Annotated in this window: 13 protein-coding genes, 3 tRNA genes and 2 pseudogenes; 7 read left to right on the top strand and 11 right to left on the bottom strand. The window is 73.6% G+C overall.

Annotated elements, in window-relative coordinates:
* Positions 1-3: 3 nt before the first annotated feature.
* A complete protein-coding gene (locus AB0N17_RS13010; protein WP_366011304.1) occupies positions 4-1458 on the bottom strand; it encodes an FGGY family carbohydrate kinase in 1455 nt (484 codons plus the stop codon).
* A gap of 126 nt (positions 1459-1584) precedes the next feature.
* A complete protein-coding gene (locus AB0N17_RS13005) occupies positions 1585-1890 on the bottom strand; it encodes a YtxH domain-containing protein (RefSeq protein ID WP_366011303.1) in 306 nt (101 codons plus the stop codon).
* Positions 1891-2050: 160 nt separating this feature from the next.
* Here AB0N17_RS13005 and AB0N17_RS13000 point away from each other — a divergent pair.
* From AB0N17_RS13000 to AB0N17_RS12990, 3 genes are all read left to right on the top strand, one after another.
* A tRNA-Asn gene (locus AB0N17_RS13000) sits at positions 2051-2123 on the top strand.
* A gap of 6 nt (positions 2124-2129) precedes the next feature.
* Positions 2130-2202: transfer RNA gene (locus AB0N17_RS12995), tRNA-Asn, on the top strand.
* Positions 2203-2378: 176 nt separating this feature from the next.
* Positions 2379-2455 (top strand) — tRNA-Ile (locus AB0N17_RS12990).
* A gap of 985 nt (positions 2456-3440) precedes the next feature.
* On the opposite strand, the gene AB0N17_RS12985 is transcribed toward AB0N17_RS12990, so the two are convergent.
* From AB0N17_RS12985 to AB0N17_RS12975, 3 genes and pseudogenes are all read right to left on the bottom strand, one after another.
* The gene (locus AB0N17_RS12985) at positions 3441-3611 is read right to left on the bottom strand and encodes a transposase (RefSeq protein ID WP_366011302.1); all 171 of its coding nucleotides are present in this window, start codon (positions 3609-3611) and stop codon (positions 3441-3443) included.
* A 153-nt stretch (positions 3612-3764) separates the two neighbouring features.
* A complete protein-coding gene (locus tag AB0N17_RS12980) occupies positions 3765-3992 on the bottom strand; it encodes a hypothetical protein (RefSeq protein ID WP_366011301.1) in 228 nt (75 codons plus the stop codon).
* A gap of 185 nt (positions 3993-4177) precedes the next feature.
* Positions 4178-4580: pseudogene (locus AB0N17_RS12975) on the bottom strand (IS701 family transposase); the annotation flags it as partial.
* Positions 4581-5206: 626 nt separating this feature from the next.
* Between AB0N17_RS12975 and AB0N17_RS12970 the strand changes: the two are divergent.
* On the top strand, positions 5207-5899 hold the full coding sequence (locus AB0N17_RS12970) for a chaplin family protein (RefSeq protein ID WP_366011300.1): 693 nt from the start codon (positions 5207-5209) through the stop codon (positions 5897-5899).
* A gap of 307 nt (positions 5900-6206) precedes the next feature.
* Here the strand turns inward: AB0N17_RS12970 and AB0N17_RS12965 are convergent, their stop codons facing one another.
* The gene (locus AB0N17_RS12965) at positions 6207-6893 is read right to left on the bottom strand and encodes an ANTAR domain-containing protein (RefSeq protein WP_366011299.1); all 687 of its coding nucleotides are present in this window, start codon (positions 6891-6893) and stop codon (positions 6207-6209) included.
* Between the two features lie 201 nt (positions 6894-7094).
* Between AB0N17_RS12965 and AB0N17_RS12960 the strand changes: the two are divergent.
* Positions 7095-7232 (top strand): annotated as a pseudogene (locus tag AB0N17_RS12960) (sensor histidine kinase); the annotation flags it as partial.
* Positions 7233-7257: 25 nt separating this feature from the next.
* Here AB0N17_RS12960 and AB0N17_RS12955 read toward each other — a convergent pair.
* The 5 genes from AB0N17_RS12955 to AB0N17_RS12935 form a co-directional block, all read right to left on the bottom strand.
* Positions 7258-8295: a rod shape-determining protein gene (locus AB0N17_RS12955; RefSeq protein ID WP_366011298.1), complete on the bottom strand. Its 1038-nt coding sequence runs from the start codon at positions 8293-8295 to the stop codon at positions 7258-7260.
* Between the two features lie 160 nt (positions 8296-8455).
* Positions 8456-11779: an SAV_2336 N-terminal domain-related protein gene (locus tag AB0N17_RS12950; RefSeq protein WP_366011296.1), complete on the bottom strand. Its 3324-nt coding sequence runs from the start codon at positions 11777-11779 to the stop codon at positions 8456-8458.
* Complete coding sequence (locus AB0N17_RS12945; protein ID WP_366011295.1) at positions 11769-12851, bottom strand: MoxR family ATPase; 1083 nt, start codon at positions 12849-12851, stop codon at positions 11769-11771. Before AB0N17_RS12945 ends, AB0N17_RS12950 begins: the two co-directional genes overlap by 11 nt.
* 42 nt (positions 12852-12893) lie before the next feature.
* Positions 12894-14618, bottom strand: a complete 1725-nt coding sequence (locus tag AB0N17_RS12940) for a trypsin-like peptidase domain-containing protein (protein ID WP_366011478.1) — start codon at positions 14616-14618, stop codon at positions 12894-12896.
* Positions 14618-15007: a CU044_2847 family protein gene (locus AB0N17_RS12935; RefSeq protein ID WP_366011294.1), complete on the bottom strand. Its 390-nt coding sequence runs from the start codon at positions 15005-15007 to the stop codon at positions 14618-14620. The genes AB0N17_RS12940 and AB0N17_RS12935 overlap by 1 nt, the downstream gene beginning before the upstream one ends.
* A gap of 223 nt (positions 15008-15230) precedes the next feature.
* Here AB0N17_RS12935 and AB0N17_RS12930 point away from each other — a divergent pair, with 223 nt between their 5' ends.
* Positions 15231-18848 (top strand): S8 family serine peptidase, encoded by a 3618-nt coding sequence (locus AB0N17_RS12930; protein ID WP_366011293.1) that lies wholly within the window; start codon positions 15231-15233, stop codon positions 18846-18848.
* A 57-nt stretch (positions 18849-18905) separates the two neighbouring features.
* The coding region (locus AB0N17_RS12925) for an IS701 family transposase (RefSeq protein ID WP_366011292.1) at positions 18906-19923 on the top strand (1018 nt) is incomplete at its 3' end.

The following is a 19923-nucleotide window of genomic DNA, read 5'->3' as shown; positions in this document are numbered from 1 at the left end:
GCCTCAGACGCGGAACGCCCCCGGATGGGTCTGTTCCCGTACCGCGGTGAACTGCTGGCGCACCGCCTGGCCCACGGCCAGCTCGTCGCCCGGCTCCAGGACCTGCGCCGCCGCGCCCTGCCAGGCCGGCGGGGTGCGCGGGTCGAGGGTGCCCTGCGACACGCCGAGCGCCCAGGCCGCCTGCCGGGCCGCGCCGATCGCCGCGTAGTCCGCGGGCTGCGGTACGACGACCTGCGCGCCGAACAGCGCGGGCGCCGCCGCCTGCACCGCGGGCAGCTCGGCGGCCTGGCCGAGCAGGAAGATCCGCCGTACCTCCACGCCCCGGCCGCGCAGCACGTCCAGCGCGTCGCCGAGCCCGCACAGCATTCCCTCGAACGCGGCCCGCGCCAGGTGCTCCGGCTTCATCGACTCACGCCTGAGCCCGGCGAGGGTGCCCGCGGTGTGCGGCAGGTTCGGGGTCCGCTCGCCCTCCAGGTAGGGCAGCAGGACCAGCCCGTGGGAGCCCGGCGTGGACTTCATCGCCAGGTCGGACAGGCTCTCCAGGTCCGGCAGCCCGAGGAGTTCGGCGGCGCCGCGCAGGGTGCGTACGGCGTTCAGGGTGGTGACGACCGGCAGGTGCATGCCGGTGGCGTCGGCCAGGGAGGTGATCATTCCGGACTGGTCGGCGAGGGCCTCGGGGTGAACGGCCATCACCGATCCGGAGGCACCGAGGGACACGACCGCGTCCCCCAGCCCGATGCCGAGCCCGAACGCGGCGGCCATGGTCTCGCCGGTCCCCGCGGAGATCAGCAGCCCTTCCGGGGTGGTCCCGGCGGCGTCGGCCGGGCCGATCACCTCGGGGAGAATCGCCTGGTGCCCGAGGGCCAGCTCGACCAGGTCCGGCCGGTAGGCGCCGGTGGCCGCGGACCAGTACCCGGTGCCCGAGGCACCGCCGCGGTCCGTGGTCCTTCTCACGGGCCGGCCCAGCAGCTGCCACACCAGCCAGTCGTGGGCCTGCAGCAGTACGGCCGTGCGCAGCGCGTTCTCGGGTTCGTTCTTGGCGAGCCAGCGCAGCTTGGTGACCGGCTGGGCGGCCTGCGGCACGCAGCCCACCGCCTGCGCCCACGCCTCGCGCCCGCCGAGCGCGTCGACGAGATCCGCCGCCGCGACCTGGGCCCGCTTGTCGCCGCCGACCATGGCCGGGCGCACGGTGTTGCCCTGGGCGTCCAGCGGGATCAGCGCGTTCTGCTGCGAGGACACGCCGATGGCCTGGACGCCCTCCAGCAGACCGCCTCCGGCGGCCTCACCGAGGGAGAGCAACCAGGCCTGGGGGTCGACGTCACTGGGGCGTCCCCCGGCCTCCGATGCCTCGACCGGATGCGGCGCGTACCCCTGTCGGAGCACGGCACCGCTGTCCGTGTCGCAGACGACGATGCGCGTGAAATCGGGCGAGCTGTCCAACCCGGCGACTATCCCCATGCGGAGAATTTTGCAGCATTCCTGCGCCGGGTTCGGCCGAGGGCGCCGATGGAGGCGGGCGCGCCGCCCGCGCCAGGGGGTTTCGTTCGGGTCAGGCCGGACCCGGGCTGATCCAAACGAAGCCCCCTAGGTGTTGCTCGTGCCCCAGTCGTCGTCGGCCGTGCCGTTGACGCTGCGCTCGCGCAGGGAGCGGACGCGCTGGGCCACGGAGGCCGGGACGCGGTCGCCGACCTTGTCGCTCACCGTGTGGAACGCCTTTCCGGCGTACTGGCGGCTCTGCTGGGCGGCCGTCTCCGCGGTGTTGCGGACGGCGGGGTTCTGCGCGATCTGGCGAGCGGACTTCTTCAGCTGCTCGTAGCGCTCGCGTCCGGCCCTCGTGCCGAGTACGTAACCGAGGGCCAGTCCGGCGACGAACGTGAGCCGGTAGCGCATGGCTGCCACCCTTCCCTTGCCTGGGTCTGCTGGTGCGACGTGGGCGCCGGGGGGAACCGATTGGCGGAGCACCCCCCTGCTTGCGCTAATGTATGTGTCGCAGCGAGCGCCCGCCCCCTGGCGAATACCCAGGTAGGTACGTTCGATGCAAACGAGGCGATCCTCCGTAGCTCAATTGGCAGAGCAGCCGGCTGTTAACCGGCAGGTTACTGGTTCGAGTCCAGTCGGGGGAGCTTCGGTCCTCCGTAGCTCAATTGGCAGAGCAGCCGGCTGTTAACCGGCAGGTTACTGGTTCGAGTCCAGTCGGGGGAGCACGCTGAACGAGGACCCCTCCGGGGTCCTTTTTCATGTCCGGGGGAACCACGGCACCGGCGCCGGAGTCCTCAAGGTCATGAGCAGCGCGGAAGCCGACCATCCGAGGCAGGAGATCGTATGAGCGGCTATGCTGCGGCAGACGGCGCGCACACTTGTACGCGACACGCCGCTACGGGGCGGTAGCTCAGCCGGTTAGAGCAGCGGACTCATAATCCGTCGGCCGTGGGTTCGAGTCCCACCCGCCCCACCAGGCACCGCAGGCGCAGAAACGATGGGACCTGTGGTGATGCAAGGACGGTGGTCGCCACGCCGCAGCGGCGGCCACCGTTCACACAGCCGGACCAGGTCCGGCGCACCTCCCGCATGAGTGCGAGATCACCTTCGGTCCGAGTGTGAGGTGCCGACCGCAGGGGGCGTGTCCCCCCTCATCGGCTAGGCGGCCGACGAAGGTGGCGAAGCGCGTCCCTGTCTTGCGCTGTGGCGAAGTCCTGCGGGCGGTGGTTCTTGAGGAGGCACATGTCGTAGCGGGCCACAGTCGGGACGTGGTCCGCCGACCGGATCGTCAGGTGCTCCTGGTGCCGACCAGCTGGCAGGAGTCACGGTGGATGAACGGCCCCTGGTGGGGCCGGGGCGGTGAGCGCGCACCTCGCGGGAGGAGCCCTTGAAGGCGAGGGCGGTGCCGTTGCAGTCGTCGAAGTGGACCGGGTGATGAAACGCGTCAGATCCTGCTGCGGTGTGCTGTTGGCCTCGCGGCTTTCACAACCGGCCCGGAGATTCTGCCTGAATTGCCGGCGCTCGTGGGCCGGATCCCTCGCCGGTTCCGTCATTCGTGTCGTGGAACCGGTACGGGATGTGCCGGTCGCGAGCCGATTGCTGCGTGACAGCGCCCCACCGTCGGGCGATGTCTACAGTGCCTGCAGGTTGCCGACGATGGCATCGAACGCGACGAAGCTCTTGCGTGCGGCCTCCCGCCTGACCGGAGGCGAGTGTGGCCATGAGCCGAGTGTGACCGTGAGCCGAGCGTTCGCTAGGAGGGCCACGACAGAAGCCGCGGTGACGAGCATCCTCGTTCATGGCGGGGCGGTCCCGCTCAAGCTGTGCCGCACGAAAGTCTCTCCCATGCCTCGGGGGGCTGGGAGAAGAGGTGATCGATGCGTCCGAAGTGACGCGCCTGCTGGGATTGGGACGGCGAGCACCTCTCCCAGGCCGGTCTCCTCCAGCATGCGGCGTAGCCGCTACTCCTGGCCGTAGGTGGCGTCCGCGGTCACCCAGGCGATCGCCCGCAGCACAATGGCCCTGGCCGGGTCGGGCTTGGCGGCGAAGGCCCGCTGCTCGGCGATGTGGGCGGCGCGGCAGCGGTCGCGGTCGTCGGTCCAGGACTTGGGCAGGTGCAACTCCCGGTCCACCAGGACGCATCCACGGGTTGGCGTAGGCGGCGAACACGCCGGTCTGGCAGTTCTCGGTGGTGGTGCCGTCTTTGAGGAAGCCGGTGTCGTCGAGAGGTTCCGACGGGCTCGCCGAGCCGTTCGGCTACGCAGTGCTGGAGGTCGTCGCGGAGTTCATCGGTGCCCAGCGGGCGCCGTTGGGGAGCCACTGGATGCGGTCGGGTATGCGGTGTCGTCTTCGGCCAGTTGCAAGCCGTTTTTGCGGGCGACTGGACAGAGTAGTCCGCCGATGTAGTCACGCATCCTGCGACGCGGTTCGACGCGCCTGAAGCGGTGGCCGGTACGCAGGAACAGTTCCTCGAGCTCGTCGTTCCAGATCTCAACAGCAGGTTCGTCGATCACTTTTAGGAAGCTGCCCGTACCGCTGTCGCCATCAGTGGTGGTTGTACACGATCGAGGGGTGGCCCGGTGAAGGGACGAACCAGCCCACTCTGCTCACCCAAACCGCCAGGCGCCTTTGCCGTGACTGAAGGGTAGTCAGGACTCTGTCCGTGTGGTTGTAATGGCTAGTGCGGGCCTGGTGTCGTTGTCAGGCAGGCGTGGGCAGCCATCGCGAGGGTCCGGTGCCGGTGCCGGACGCGGGCAGTGGCAGACTTGGTAGTCGTCCAGGTCGCATTGCCTGTTTCGCACTTGTAAAGATTCCTCGATGGCTCATCGGCTGCCCGCGATGCGGATCAGGTCGTTCAGCATTGCCTCGGCGAGGCAAGAGGCGATGTAGTAGGAGATCTGCCGCGGGCGGGCGACGCTGTGTCGGGCGATCACCCAGTGGCGGCGCTCCGGGCGTGCCAGGGGCCGTACTTCCACGCGGGCCCAGTCGTAGATCCGCAGGCCGTGGCTGTTCAACAGGTAGTGGACGGGCGGTCGATCGCTCAGCGTTGTGACCACGGTGTCCTGGCAGGTGGTGGCCAGGTGGAAGACGTCCGCTCGCTTTGAGCGCCTCCTGACGCCCTGACCCCGGTCGCCCGCCGACCCGCAGTAGGGCAGGGACTGGTACGCGGGCGGCATCCGGCACTCACCACGGCGTAAGCATCGATCGCGACGTACTCGTGAGAGGTCCGCTGGGTGAAGCTGCTCGGTCACGGTATGCCGAAACAGGACCAGCCAGTAGCGGTCCAGCGGCCCGATGGGGTCGACCTCGCCTCGGGCGCAGCGGCCGTAGCGCCTATCCGGCACGTTAGGAACATCCGGACAAGGGCGGCCATCGCTTTCCGATGCATGGTGCGGCCTTCCTTACTCGAGTCGAAAGCCGCTGGCCACCGCCCTGCGCCTGGACGGGACGTGTGGTGCCGCGAGTGGACGGCCATGGTCGGGGCCGGGCTGCACGTGGCCGGCCAAATGGACCTGTGGTGCAGCGTGTCCGATGAAACCCGGTCCCTGTTCAGTGCCTGAATTCAATATAATTGAGTGCCTCAGACATGTATGCTTTTAATTGCGGGTGCGGTGACGTGGGGTTGAGTGATGGCGCGAAAGGCTGACGCGCCAGAACGTCGGCGGTTCAGCAGCGTTGTGCTGGTGCGGGCGACTGCCCGCGACCAAGTCTGGAAGGCAGGGAACCTATGAATCGGGTTACCCGACACAGCGCGTTCGCCGTCATCGCCGCCACCGGCGCGATGGCCGTGGCGGTGCCGGCGTACGCCGACGCGACGGCGGACGGCTCCACAGCGGGCTCCCCGGGACTGATCTCCGGCAACGGCATTCAGCTCCCGGTGCACGTCCCCGTGAACGTCTGCGGGAACACGGTGAGCGTGGCGGGGCTGTTGAACCCGGCGATGGGCAACGGCTGTGCCAACGGCGGGGCCGGTACGTCCGGGGGCACCACGGCGCAGAAGACCGACGGGGCGCAGGCGGTCGGCAAGGCCGACAACTCCCCGGGAGTCGTCTCGGGCAACGACATCCAGCTGCCCGTCCATCTGCCGGTGAACGTCAGCGGAAACTCGGTGAACGTGGTCGGCATCGCCAACCCCGTTTTCGGCAACACCTCCGTCAACGGTTCCGTTGATCAGCCAGCTCCGCCACGGTCCGAGCCGTCGAAGCCGTCGAAGCCGCCGACGCGGATCGAGCCGCCAGCGCCGTCGAGCGCCCACGTCCCCCCGGAATCCTCGCAGAGCCACACCCCGCAGCAGCCCACCGTCCCGGTGCTCGCCCAGACCGGTGCGGAGGGTGCCCTGCCCGCCGCCGCCGCGGGCGCGGCGCTGCTGCTCGGCGGGGCGGTGCTCTACCGGGGCTTCCGCACCAGGAAGGTCCGCTGACGCGGCGGACGGCGGAGCGGATCCGGAAGGCCTCCCCGGGGTCACCCCCCGGGGAGGCCTTCCCGTTCCCGGCCGGGCACACCCGGCGGACCGGCGCCAATGCCGCGGGCTCCACCACGACTTGAGCGGGCCGCGCTTGAACGGCCCCCGTGCTGGGCACGCACCTCCTACCGGCGTCGACCGCCGGACGGCACCGGCAGGAGGAGGGCGTCATGGACCGTCGGATCCGAGTACGTGTCAGCCGGCGGCCCGCCGCGCCGCGCGAGCAGGAGATCGACCGCAGGACGCCCTCGGGGCGCGCCCTGCCCTACTGACCTCGGGGGGCGTGGCGGCCCGCCGCCGCGCGCAGCGCCGTGCGCACCGGCTCGGGCGGGGGCGGGCCGCCCGGCGCCGCGCTCTGCGTGACCGCGGCGGCGACCTGCCGCAGCTTGGTGTTGGACCGCTGGGACGCCTCCCGCAGCATCTCCCAGGCCTGGTCCGGGGTGCAGGAGTGCGCGGCCATCAGGATGCCGCGGGCCTGGTCGATCACGGGCCGCGAGTCGATCGCGTGCCGCAGCTGCTCGATCTCCAGACGCAACAGCTCCAGCTGTTCGGCGCGTTCCCGGGCGACCGCGGAGGCGGTGCGGGCGGACGCGTCGGCGGGCATCCCGGAACGCAGCGGATCCTCGGCGTCCAGACCCACCAGCTCCAGGACCCGGCGCGGCTGGTCCTGCCAGCCGATGACCGAGACGGGCACCGCGTGCTGCCGCTCGTACGCGCCGAGCACGTCCAGGAACGCCAGGCCCGCCGTGTCCATGAAGGACACCTCCGACACGTCCAGCTCGACCCGGCCGACGTCCGGCGCTAGCGCGGCCAGGGCCCCGGCGACGGCGTCCGTACAGCCGTGGACCAGCTCTCCCCGGGCCCGCAAGCGGGCCCGGCCCCCCTCGGTCCGGCCGTCGACGACCAGGCCGTCCAGCCGCCCGGTGCGCGCCGGGCCTGCCGCAGAGCTCATGTCTCCCCCTGCCCGCTGCTCGGAAACCACCCCGGTGCGCCTGCCCCCGGCACCACGGGCTACACCCGAGCGGCCCCCCGGAGCGGATCGCCCCCGCGACGAGAAGGGTTGCGCGCATACGGGGCACTCATTGACGTGCGCCGGGGAGAAGGCGTGAGCGGACCTGAGCCGGTGGTGCCGGCGCCGCGGCCCGTGCTGTCCCCGGCGGCCGGGCGCCGGCCCGCCTTCCGCGACCAGCGCGGCGGGCGCGGACTGCTGCTGGTCAACCTGGTGGCCGACCTGGTCCGCGTGCACACCGGCCGGGACGGCACGACGATCCGCTGCCACCTGGCCCGCTGAGCCGGCCCGGCCCGGGGGGACCGCCCTACGCGGCCAGCGGGTTCAGCACCAGGGGCTCGATCCGGCCCTCCAGCATGGCGCCCAGGCCCTGGGCCGCGCAGATGTCGGGGCGCTCGGCGATGTACACCGGCATCCCGGTGGCCTCCCGCAGCATCTGGTCGAACCCGGGCAGCAGCGCCGAACCGCCGACCATCGTGATCCCGCGGTCCGCGAGGTCGGCCACCAGGTCCGGCGGGCACTCCCGGAGCACCTTGCCGATGCCGTCGAGGACGGCCGTCAGCGGCGTCTGGATCGCCTCGCGCACCGCGGCGGTGTCCACGCGCACACTGCGCGCGAGCCCGGTGGCCACGTCCCGCCCGTGGATCTCGGTGGACGTCGGGCCGTGCGGCGTGAGCCCGTTGCCGGACAGGGCGAGCTGCAGCGGCCGTACCGACTGGTAGGGCAGCACCAGCTCGTGCTCGTGCCGCAGATGCTGCACGATCGCGTGGTCCACGGCCTCCCCGCCGACCGGGACCCGCTCGGCGGTGACGATGGACCCCAGCGAGAGCACCGCGACCTGGGTGGCCGCCGCCCCGCACACCATGATCATGGTGGCTTCCGGCCGTTCCACCGGCAGCCCGCAGCCGACGGCGGCGGCGATCAGCGTGTCCACCAGCTCGACCTTGCGCGCCCCCAGTCCGACCAGCGTCTCGATGGTCGCCCGCTGGGCCAGCGGATCGGCGTCGTGCGGGGTGCACGCGGCGGCCCGCAGCCGCAGATTGCGGCGCAGGGCCCGGCGCATCTTGTCACCGAGCAGCTGGCGCAGCATGCGCTGGGCCATCTCGATGTCGACCACCGTGCCCCCGGAGATGGGCCGTACCACCCTGATGTAGCCCGGCGTCCGCCCGGTCATCCTCTCCGCGAGCTCGCCCACCGCGATGAGCGCCCCGGAACGGGTGTTCACGGCGGCGACGGACGACTCGTCGACGACGAGACCGGCACCCTTCACATACACCCGGGTACGGGCCGCGCCCAGGTCGACGGCGAAGTGGCAGCGGCGCAACTGCTCCAGGCTGACGGTCACGGCGGATCCTCCCGCAGGCCTTGGGGCGCCCGTCGGTCGGCGGGCCTTCCTCTTGACTGCATCCTGCTCGGGGCCGGGAGCGGGCGCCTTTCGTGAGGGGCCGGGCGGGGTGCCGCCGGACGGGGGAACTTTCCGGCCGCTGCGGTGTGTCGGCTCGGCGTCACAGGGACCGGGCGACCTCCAGCAGCGGTTCGAGGGAGGAGACGGTGACGTCGCTGCCGGCCTCGCGCAGCCGCCGGCGCCCGGTGGCGGTCGGGGCGTACCCGACGGAGCGCAGGCCGATCTGCCGGGCGGCGGTGAGCTCCGCGACGGAGGAGCTGACCAGAACGCCGGTGCCGGCGGTCGCGTCCCGGGCGGTCAGGGCACGTCGCAGACAGTCGGGGTGGGGGGTGAGCAGGCCGAGGTCGTCGCCGCGGCCGTGGACGCCCGCGAGGGGCAGACGGTAGGGCTCCAGGCAGTGGTGGACGGCCCGGGTGGACACGTCCGTCACCACGCTGACGCGCCGGCCGGAACCGTGCAGCGCGCGGACGAGCGGCACGCAGCGGTGGGTCGTGGGCGCGTCGGGCACGGCACGCAGTTCGAGGTCGTCCAGGCGCAGCCGCAGCCGGGGGCCGAGCGGGTCGCGGGCGTAGGCGCGCAGCAGGTCCAGGGGATGCGCGAACGCCTCCTGCCGGGTGCCGCTCACGACGGGCAGCGGCCGGCCCGCCAGCGCGTCCCGCGGATCACGGTGCTCGGCCACGACCGACAGCAGGTCGAGGACGGCCTCCCGCGCGGTCCGCGCCGGAAACAGCCGGGCGAGGGGACCGTCGAAGCCGATCAGCACGGTGTCGGCGCCGTTCAGGAGGGACACCAGCCCGCGGCGCGAGGGAACCCGCGGCTCCTGGAGCGGTGCGGTCGCCCCCTCGGGGACGAGTCGCACGGTGCTCGACACCGACAGCCCCGGGACCGGCCAGTCGCCCGCCCCCGCGTTCACCTCGCGCTCGGCCGCCGTCGCCCGGCGCACCGGATGGCGGCGGGTGACGCGGGCCGCCGCGCCGCGCAGATGGTCCACCAGGAGCCGTGGGACACCGGTGGCCTCACCACGGACGAAGGCGACCGGATCGTCGACGTGCCAGGTCAGTGTGACGGCGGCCTTGAAGACGCCCTTGCCGGAACTCGGCAGGGTGAGGGTGTGCCGGGTCTCGTACGGGGTGAGGTCGACCGAGAAGTACGTCTCCGGGCGGGGCGGACGCGTGCCGTACGGCTGGAGCGGGTCGAGCAGCCTCAGCGGTCCGTCGGGCTGGGTGTGCACGATGGCTGTGCGGCCGGGGGTGGGGACTCCGAGCGCGCGCAGGTCCGGGGTGATGAAAGGGCCTTGGACCAGGTCACGTTCCCCCGGTGCGGAGGACGGCGGGGCGAGGGGGCAGTACCAGGCGGCCGGTGCAGCGTCCGGGGCGGTGTCGGAGAACAGGGGCCGGAAGGGCCCGAGGCCACGGGCGGCGGAGCTGGCGGCGAAGTCGTCGTACAGCGCGGGCGGCACGACGACCGTCACGTCCGCGGCCGGGCCCGGCGGCTCGGCGGCGAGCCCGCCGAACGTCACCCGCAGCCGCGGCGGATCGGCCAGCCGGGTGAGCGCCTGGGGGAGTTCGCGCAGGACGGCGACCAGCACGGGCAGCAGATAGGCGCCGGGCTCGGTGCGCACGAGGTAGCCGTCCGGGCGGACCTCCACCGCGTACTGACGCGGGGCGAGGGAGCCGCGCGCCAGGATGTCGTGGACCGCGGCTTCGAGCGTGATGCGGGCTTCGGGGCGGCCGGTGAGCGCGTCGGCCGTGAAGCGGATCTCCGCGCGGCCCGCGGGCGCCGCGCGCTGCCCCCCGTCGCCGGCCGTCTCCGCGAGCCGGCGCACGCTGTCCTGGCTGACCGTGGCGAACGGATCGCCCTCCACGGCCGTGCCGGTGCCCTGCGCGCCGGACGCGGAAGGGGCCGACGCCCGGAACTCGCCCGGCGCCCGTCCGGCGCGTCGGTCGATGAACTCGCCCATGCGGTCGAGCAGTTCCGCCGTCCGGTTGCGGGCGGTGCGCGGCAGGCCGAGCAGGAGCAGCTCGCGTACGCCGTCCCGGAAGACGTAGGAGCCGGGCGGGCCGCCCGGGACGGTGGTGAGCAACCCGCTGAGCACGATCTCGGCCAGGTGCTGCGGGCGCGGATCCGGTTCGACGGCGGCCTGGACCAGGCGCATCACCGGCAGGTCGGGGCGGCCCACCGCGAGATGACCGGCCAGCCGGAACGCCTCGGGCGAGGCGCTCGCGCGGAACCGCAGCACCAGCTCCTCCGCGGACAGCAGGCCGACGTCCGTACGGTCCTGCGCGTCCGCCGGCAGGGGACGGCCCAACTCGGCGACGGCGCCCGGGAACACCGCCCCTCCCGGCGTCGCCAGCAGCGCGGCCCAGTGCGCCAGCCAGCGCGGTTCCGGCTCCAGCACCGGGAGGTGAACGGCGGCACCGGGCTCGGGGTGCTCGTGCGCGTCGTAGGGGGTGAACGTGAGTGCCGCCGTGGGGGCCGCCGGGTGCGGGGCGGACAGCCGGCCGGGGGCGGTGGGCAGCGCGGTGTCCCGCCACAGGTGTTCCGGGAGCGGCTGGACGACGGTCAGGGACATCCGGCGCGCCCAGCGGTGCAGGGTGGCGAACCAGAGGGTGCCGGCCGGGCCCTCCCGCCACTGCGGGCCCATGCAGTCGCTGATCAGGAGGGTGACGGTGCGGCCGTCGGCGGGGGCGTGCGCGTCGGGGCCCCGCACCGTGCCGTCGGCGCCCGCGCGGTGCAGGGCGACCGTGCGGAAGGCGCCCGACTGGGCCAGCGCCGTGTGCAGTTCACGGATCAGGGGGCGCCAGACCGGCATGGTGGGGCCGGCGTCGTACACCAGGTTCAGGCGCAGCCAGCGCTCCCGCGCGGGGCGCAGCACCGGCAGCCACCACGCGGGGTCGGCGCCCAGCCGGGCGATGCGGTCGGCGGTGGCCCGCTCGTCCAGCTCGTGGCCCACGGGGGCGTCGATCCGGCGCTTGAGCGGGCGCAGCGCGCGCTGCAGCGCGAGCGGGTGGCGCAGCATCGGGGGTGCCGGGGCGAGGAGCGTGGTGCGGGACCGGCCCGCGTCGGCTGCCGCGGGGCCGCGGGAGGGCAGGTGCAGGGGGACGCGGGAGGGCGGGCCGGGGGGACGGGCGGACTCGGGCCGCGGGTCCTCCCGCGTGAGCGGGGGCGGCGGTTCCAGCGCCGGAGGTTCCGGGGGCTCCGTGGGCTCCGGGACTTCCGGGATCTCCGGGACCTGCGGGAGGTCCTGCTCGGCGGCCGGGCGGCCGGTGGCGTCGGCGTCGGTGGGGCCGGGTGTCACGTGCCGGGCCAGCCACAGCAGTTCCGCCAGTTCGAGCGGGGTCGGGCGCACCCCGTCGGCCGCCCGGGCCAGGACGTCGGCCAGGCGGGCCAGGGGATCCGGGGAGCCGGGCCGGTCAGAAGACATCGGACTGCGCGGACCGGCCGAGGAACGGCATCAGCTGCTCGGCCAGCTGGTCCAGGGACTCGGAGTCCAGGCCGGCGGAGCGGGCCAGGTAGATCGCGTTGAGGAGCTGGTCGGTGGCCAGGTCGCCGACGCCCGCCCGGGCCAGGAAGCGCTCGATCAGGGTCTGCGCGTACGCGTCGGGTTCGCCGAGGTGGGCGCGGACGATGCCGGCGAGGTGCCGGTCGTCCGGCTGCCGCAGGTGCAGCGTGACACAGCGGCGCAGGAAGGCGGGCGGGAACTCGCGTTCGCCGTTGCTGGTGAGGACGACGAACGGGAAGGCACGGCAGCGGATCCGGCCGCGGGCCACCGGGACCCGCTCGTCGGTGCCGTCGACCAGCACCTCGGCGACGCCGTCCGCGGCGAACCGGGAGGCGCGCACCAGCTCCGGGATGTCGTACTGCCCCTCCTCCAGCACGTTCAGCAGGTCGTTGGGCAGGTCGAGGTCGCTCTTGTCGATCTCGTCGATGAGCAGCGCGCGGGGACGGGCGTACGGCAGCAGGGCGGTGCCCAGGGGGCCGAGGCGCAGATGGTGCTCGATGCCCGAGCCGTCGCCCGTCGCCGGGTCCGTCGTCCCGGCCGGTGCCCCGCCCGTCGCCGGCGCCGTCCCTCCGGCGCGCTCCGGCCGGGCGGCCTCCTGGCGGGCCGCGTACAGCCGGGAGAGCGGGTCGTACTGGTAGAGGCCGTCGTGGAGCGTGCTGCGGCTGGTGACGTTCCAGCGCAGGACCGGGCCGAGCCGCAGCTCGCGGGCGACCGCGTACACCAGCGAGGACTTGCCGGTGCCCGGCGGGCCGGTGACCAGCAGCGGCCGGCGCAGGTACAGGGCCGCGTTGACCAGCTGCACCGTCTGCTCCGTGGCCCGGTACGTCGCGGCGCGGTGCGTACGGTCCGGGGAGACCGCGGAGGCGTCGGCGGCCGCGTCCGGGGCCCGGAGCAGCGGCCCGCCGTCGAAGGCGCGCCAGGGCGGCGGCGGGGGCAGCTTCTCGATGCCGTCGTGCGGCTCGTTCGTACCGGTGTAGACGGGCCACAGGGGCATGGGATCTTCTTCTCCGTGGGGGGCGGGCGGTCGTGCGGTCGGTCAGGCGACGGGGGAGTGCAGGCTCGCGCTGGTCTCCGGGAAGCAGCGCGGGTCGTCCCAGAGCAGCTGCAGGTCCCGCGCCCAGTGCAGGTCCGGCTCGTCGGCGGCGTCCGCGGTCAGCCGCAGGGACAGGATGTGGCGCGGGAGTTCGGCCGGGGGGACATCGGCGAGCGAGGCGGTGAGCTGGTCGAGGAACGCGCTGCCGGGGCAGACCGGATCATCCTGGTGCGCGGCCCCGGGGCCGGGCGGATGGCGGTGCTCCGTGCCGGGGCAGCCGGCCCGGGACCACAGCAGGACCGGGACGGGCACGGTGAGGCCGACCTCGAAGTGCTGCCGTGCCGCCGCGGGCGGGGCCGCGAACCCCGCCAGCCCGGCCTCGCCGTCCCACAGCCGCTTGCGCAGGCTCGGCGGGCGCTCCAGGGTGCCGCACTCGACGCGGTGCATCTCGGCCCCGCGCCCGGAGTCCAGCTTCTGCCACCTCTTGCGCAGCTGGTGGCGCAGCCGGCCGCTGTGGTGGCGCGCGCGGTCGGTCACCACGAGGGGATAGGCGCAGCCGAGGGGCGTGCTGTCGTCCGCGCTGCACTCCCAGTGCGCCACCGCCTCGTTGAGCCACTCGCGCGGCAGCACGAACGTCACCAGCTCGTCCGCGTCCGGGGCGAGGTGGGCGACGGCCTCGTCGATGCGGTTCTGCACGTAGGCCCGCACCCCGGTGCGCGGCAGCCGGCGCGCGCCCACCGGCCGGCGCCGGCCGTCGCGGTACGCGGACACCTCGACGGTGACCTGGTCGGGCCCGGCGCCGCTGTGATCGATCTCGACGACGACCGGGGACCAGGCCGAGAGCCCCTCGCGGACGGGGGACGCCGGAGCCGCCGGGGCCGCGCCCGCGTCCAGCAGTTCCCGGAGGCGGCCGGCGAACCGGCTCACCGCCGCCGGGTCCGGGACCTCCCACTGCACGTACCCGGCGGCCGCCCACAGCGAGGGGAAACCGCCCGGAGGCAGCGGCGGCCCGAAGGCGCCCACCGCGTCCACGTACAGCCGGTTCGGATCGCCCGCCCGGCCGCCGTCGCCCGCGGCCCGCCGCAGCAGGGCGTACAACTCCCGGCGGGCGTCGTCCCGGTGGCCGGGCGTGGGCACCAGCTCGCCCAGCTCGGGCCAGTACCGGGCCATGACGTCCAGCGGCAGCATCCGGCCCTTGCGCACGTCCGGTGTGCCCGAGGCCGCGGTGACCATGCCGGCCACCCGGCCGTCCGGGAGGGTCGCCGCCGCCCCGCTGAAACCGGCCACGAGCGGCTGCCCGTGCCCGCTCCACGCCACCAGCTCCAGCCACTCGTCGGCGATCAACTGGCCGGAAACCGCCTGGTACTCGGCGAGCGTGCCCTCGTCGTACCCCTCGGGAAAGCCGTACGCGATCAGCTTGGGGTACGGCTCGGTGTACGCGGAGTCGGGCGGCGCGAAGCCGGCCGGGGCGAGCGGGACGTCACGGTCCAGTTCGAGTACGGCGACGTCGCCGGGGTCGGTGGCGGCGCCGGCCCAGCCGCCCCGGGCGACGACCGACGCGGACAGCTCGCCCAGCTCCCGGGCGTGCGGGAAGGACACCGTCACCGCCGCGCTGTCGCTCCACCTGACGACGTGCGCGCAGGTGAGCACCCGGCGGCCGGTGACCAGGAAGCCCGCCCCCACCTCATGGCCGCAGACGATCCGGGCATGCCAGGCGGCACTGCGCATCACCGGTCGGAGGGCGCCGGTTCAGGGACGGGCCGGGCCGCCTCGCCCGGCCCGGGAGCGGCCGGTGCCGGCCGCTGCCCGGGGGACCAGCTGAGCTTGACGACGAGGTGGCCCTCGGTCGATCCCTTCGCGATGACGGCACCGGCCTCCGCGGACAGCCGCACGCCGAACTCGATCTCCACCGCGTCGGGGTTCAGGCTCCCGTCCCGGAAGACCCGCAGCGCGGACGTGGCCGCCGCCCGCACGCCCTCCAGCGCTCCCTCGAAGGTGCGCGCCGCCTGGGCCGGCCCCTCGCCGCGCGAGACGAGCCGGGCGCCGGACCTGACGTCGACGCCCTCCACCACGACGTCCGCGCCGTCCTCGGTCCTGAACTGCACCAACCCGTCCATGGCGATGTCGCCCCCGTCCTGCGTGATCCGTGTCCAACTCCTATGTTACGGACGGTGCTTCGGGTGTCACATCACCGCACGCGCGAGGCGTGGCGCCGTCCGGGGTTGGCGAGAACCCGCCAGGGCGCCTTTCCGTCAGCTCCGCTCAACTCCCCCAGTGTGAGCGGCACATGACACTCGTCCCAGCACGCGACACGCTCGACCCACACGAGAAGAGGCGTGGATGACCAGAGGACCAGTCAGACGCCCGGCGGCCCTGCTGGCGGTGGGGCTGGTGACCGCCCTGCTCCCGGCCGGCCAGGCAGCGGCGGCCGCCCGGCCGGCGTCCGCCCCCGCCGCGCCGGGCGACGGCACCAGCACCGTCACCCTCGTCACCGGCGACACGGTGCGCGTCACCGACCTCGGGCACGGCAGGAGGACGGTCACCGTGCAGCGCCCGCCCGGGGCCACCGGAGCCGTACGGACGCAGTCGAGCGACGGCGACCTCACCGTCGTACCGGACGAGGCGCTGCCGTATCTGCGGGCCGGGACGCTGGACCGGCGGCTGTTCGACGTGAGCGGGCTGATCCGGCAGGGACTCACGGACGCCGAGGCGCACACGCTGCCGCTGATCGTGACCTACGGCAGGAACCCCCGGGCCGTCACCCCCGCCGGTGCCGAACGGATCCGCACGCTGGCCAGCCTGCGCGGGGCCGCCCTCGACGCGGACAGGGGGCGGACCTTCTGGCGGTCCTTCACCCGGGGCGGCGGCATCGACAAGGTGTGGCTCGACGGGCGGGTCGAGACCGACATGGCCGAGAGCAACGCCCAGATCGGCACCCGGGCCGCCTGGGACGCCGGGCTCACCGGCAAGGGGGTCACGGTCGCCGTCCTCGACACCGGCGTCGACCTGAGCCACCCCGACCTCGAGCACCGGGTGAGCGAGACGAAGAGCTTCATCGACGGCGAGGAGGTCGCCGACCGCAACGGCCACGGCACCCACGTCACCTCCACCGTCGGCGGCAGCGGAGCCGCCTCCGACGGCAAGGAGCAGGGGGTCGCGCCCGGCGCCACGCTCGCCGTCGGCAAGGTGCTCAGCGACGAGGGCTCGGGCAGCGAGTCCCAGATCATCGCCGGGATGGAGTGGGCCGCGCGGGACGTGCACGCCCGGATCGTCTCCATGAGCCTGGGCTCCACCGAGCCGAGCGACGGCACGGACCCGATGGCCCGGGCGGTGAACACCCTGTCCGAGGAGACGGGCGCGCTCTTCGTCGTCGCGGCCGGCAACACGGGCGCCGCGTCCTCCATCGGCTCGCCCGGCGCCGCCGACGCCGCCCTCACCGTCGGCGCGGTCGACTCCGCCGACCAGGCCGCCTACTTCACCAGCGCCGGGCCCCGCTACGGCGACAACGCCCTCAAACCGGACCTTTCCGCACCCGGCGTCGACATCCTCGCCGCCCGCTCCTCGCTCACCCCCGGCAGCGGCCCCTACACCTCCATGAGCGGCACGTCCATGGCGACCCCGCATGTCGCGGGCGTGGCCGCCCTGCTCGCCCAGGAGCATCCCGGCTGGAGCGGCGCGCGGCTGAAGGACGCGCTGATGTCCGGCTCGAAGGAGCTGGACGCCTCCGCGTACCAGCTGGGCGCGGGCCGGGTCAGCGTCCCGGACGCCGTGAAGGCGGACGTGACCGCCACCGGCAGCGCCGACCTCGGCTTCCACAGCTGGCCGTACGACGCGAACAAGCCCGTCACCCGCACCCTCACCTACACCAACTCCTCCGACAAGGCGGTCGAGTTGAAGCTGGCCGTCCAGGGTGCCCCGGACGGCGTGGCCACCCTCGCCCGCGACACCCTCACCGTGCCCGCGCACGGCACCGCGTCCACCACCGTCACCGGTGACGGCGCCAGGGCCCCGGTCGGCGAGACCAGCGGGCGGATCGTGGCCGCGGACCCGTCCGGCCGGCCGGTCGCCCACACCGTGTTCGGGCTGGTCAAGGAGGAGGAGCGGTACACGCTCACCGTTCACGTCAAGGACCGCGCGGGCGCGCCCACCGCCGCCGACCTCACGGTGCAGCGGCTCGCCGAGGGGGAGGACGCCCAGCCCGCCCACGTCGGCGACTCCGGCACCCTCGCGCTGCGTCTGAAGCCCGGCACCTACTCCCTCACCTCCTTCCTCGACGTGCACGGCAGCCATGGCGCCGACTCCCTCGGCCTCGGTTTCCTCGCCGCCCCCGAGATCACCCTGGACCACGACCGGGACGTCACCCTGGACGGACGCACGCTGCGCGAGATCAGGGCCGACGTGGACCGGGGCACCGAGACCCACCAGCTGCTCATGGAGTACGACCGCACCGCGAACGGCGCCGACCTGTTCGGCGCGGTCCAGGTGCCGCTCACCTACGACAGCGTCTTCGCCGCACCCACGGCCGAGGTCGGCCACGGTGGCTTCGAGTACCGGACCGTGTGGCGGCTGGCCGAGCCGCGGCTGGCCGTCAGAGGCGTCGGCGAGGCGACCGTCCAGGCGGGCGGCACCCTGCTCGAAGGCCGTACCAGGCTGCTGCTCGTCGACGTCGGGGACGGGCCCTTCACCGGGGTGTCCGGCAAGGCCGTGCTCGCCCGTCTCCCCGACGGCACCGACCCGGCCGCGCTCGCCCGGGCCGCCCAGGACGCGGGCGCCAAGGCCCTGTTCGTCACGGACGACGCGCCCGGCCGGCTGATGGCCTGGTGGGGCACGGACGACAACGCCGACCGGCCCCTGCAGATCGCCACGGTGAACGAGGCCGACGCGGGACGCCTCCGCGCCGCCGGCCACGTCGACATGACCGGCACGGCCGACTCGCCGTACGTGTACGACCTCTCCGAGGGGCACCGGGGCGCCATCCCGGACCGCGACCTCACCTACGCCCCGACGCGGCGTCAGCTGGCCGCCGTGCACGTCAGGTTCCACTCCGCCCAGCCGCTGAACGGCGGTGAGTTCCGCTACTCCCTCACCGACACCTTCGCGATCGGCCTCGGCTTCCAGGAGCGCGTCGCCCTGCCCGCCGAGCGCACCGACTACGTCTCCACCGGCCCAGGCCAGCTCTGGCACGAGTCCGTCACGGCCGGCGACGGCGCCCTGGAGGAGCGCAGCGGCCTGGTCCGTTACGACGGCGGCACCCGGCCGCGGCTGAACTGGTTCCGGCCCGTGTGGCACCCGTGGCTCGGCACGGGGCTCGGCTGGGGGCAGCAGCGCGCCGGGGACCAGATCCAGCTCAACACCCCCGGCTGGGGCGACTCCGGGCCCGACCACACCGGCTTCGGCGACCCGTGGAGCGAGGACAGCGGGATGAGCCAGACCACCGCCGTCTACCAGGACGGCACGCTCGTCGACCGGAACACCGGCTCCGCCGCATACGTGTGGGACGCGCCCGCCGACGAGCACGGCTACCGGGTCGTCACCGACACCGCGCTCGACGGCGGCCGCTGGAAACTCGCCACGAAGGGCCACTCCGAGTGGACCTTCCGGTCGGCGGCCACCCCGGAGGACCACTGGACCTACCTGCCGCTGATCAACCTCGCGTACGGCCTCGACACCGATCTCTCCGGTGCGGTGCGCGGCGGACACCGGATCCCGGTCACCCTCGGCGCCCGGTACGTCGCCGGTGCCTCGGGCACCGGCACGCTCGGCGGCGGGAGGCTCGAGGTGTCGTACGACGAGGGGGCCCACTGGCGGCGGGTCCCGCTGCGGGGCGGGGGCGCCGCCTGGCACGGCACGCTGACCGTGCCACGCGGTGCCGCGACCGTCTCGCTGCGGGCCTCGGCCCACGACGACAAGGGGGGTTCGGTGACCCAGGAGATCATCCGGGCGGTGGCCGTGAAGTGAGCTAGTAGTGCTTCGTTACGTCGAGTGATCTCGCCTGGTGGTGGGCATCTTCGTGGTGTGAGGTTGGGGGAAGTGGAACGGCTCCGGGGTGAGTTGGCGGAGTTCGTTGCCGACGTGTTCGGGTCGGTGCCGCGGCGGGATCAGCGGCGGTGGGGCGAGTGTTATCTGCGGGGCCTGATGCTGGATGGCCGGCGCAAGTCGATCCAGCCGATGGCCGAGCGTCTGCCGGACGCGAACATGCAGGCTCTGCAGCAGTTTGTGAACCAGTCGCCGTGGGATCCGCTGCCGGTCAGGCAGCGGATCGCAGAGCGGCTGTCCGGAGTTGTCAGGCCCGAGGTGTGGGTGATCGACGACGTGTCGTTCCCCAAGTGCGGCAAGGCGTCGGTCGGGGTGGCCCGCCAGTACTGCGGAGCGGTCGGGAAACGGGCGAACTGCCAGGTCGCGGTCAGTGTCCATGCCGCCACCGACACCGCCTCGTGCCCGCTGGAGTGGCAGTTGTATCTGCCGCGTGAGTGGACGGACGAGCCGGGCCGATGCCGCCGGGCAGGAGTCCCCGACGACGTGGTGCACCGGGAAAAATGGCGTCTCGCGCTCGGCCTCCTGGACACACTCGCCGAGTGGCAGTTGAAGGCACCGGTCGTGGTCGCTGACGCCGGCTACGGCGTCAGCACTCCGTTCCGGCTCGGTCTCGAGGAGCGGGGACTGTCCTATGTCCTGGCCCTGAACGGGAAGGAAGTCGCCCACCCGGAGGATGTCGAGCCGCACCAGCCTGCTTATGGCGGACTCGGACCGCCTACCCTTCCCCGCTACCGCACCCCACCGCGGGCCGTCTCCGTCCTCGCAGCGGAGGCGGGTGCGGAGCGGTTCACCGAGGTGACCTGGAGGCAGGGCAGCAAAGGCGCGATGACCTCGCGGTTCGCGATGCTGACAGTGCGGCCCGCGGGCAAGCAGTCCCTGGCCGCAGCTCAGGAGGCGGGCGGCGGCCGCAACCGGTGGGACGGCGTCCTACCCGTCCAGACACTCCTCGTCGAATGGCCGGACGGCCAGGACTCTCCGACGGACTACTGGATATCGA

The organism is Streptomyces sp. NPDC051133 (assembly GCF_040682635.1).
Lineage (GTDB): Bacteria > Actinomycetota > Actinomycetes > Streptomycetales > Streptomycetaceae > Streptomyces.
This window is presented reverse-complemented; position numbering and strand designations above follow the sequence as displayed.

Coding starts and splice junctions, on each gene's coding strand:
- AB0N17_RS12935 (WP_366011294.1), bottom strand. CDS start 15,007: ATGGACGGGTTGGTGCAGTTCAGGACCGAGGACGGCGCGGACGTCGTG.
- AB0N17_RS12940 (WP_366011478.1), bottom strand. CDS start 14,618: ATGCGCAGTGCCGCCTGGCATGCCCGGATCGTCTGCGGCCATGAGGTG.
- AB0N17_RS12930 (WP_366011293.1), top strand. CDS start 15,231: ATGACCAGAGGACCAGTCAGACGCCCGGCGGCCCTGCTGGCGGTGGGG.
- AB0N17_RS12945 (WP_366011295.1), bottom strand. CDS start 12,851: ATGCCCCTGTGGCCCGTCTACACCGGTACGAACGAGCCGCACGACGGC.
- AB0N17_RS13010 (WP_366011304.1), bottom strand. CDS start 1,458: ATGGGGATAGTCGCCGGGTTGGACAGCTCGCCCGATTTCACGCGCATC.
- AB0N17_RS12950 (WP_366011296.1), bottom strand. CDS start 11,779: ATGTCTTCTGACCGGCCCGGCTCCCCGGATCCCCTGGCCCGCCTGGCC.
- AB0N17_RS12970 (WP_366011300.1), top strand. CDS start 5,207: ATGAATCGGGTTACCCGACACAGCGCGTTCGCCGTCATCGCCGCCACC.
- AB0N17_RS12965 (WP_366011299.1), bottom strand. CDS start 6,893: ATGAGCTCTGCGGCAGGCCCGGCGCGCACCGGGCGGCTGGACGGCCTG.
- AB0N17_RS13005 (WP_366011303.1), bottom strand. CDS start 1,890: ATGCGCTACCGGCTCACGTTCGTCGCCGGACTGGCCCTCGGTTACGTA.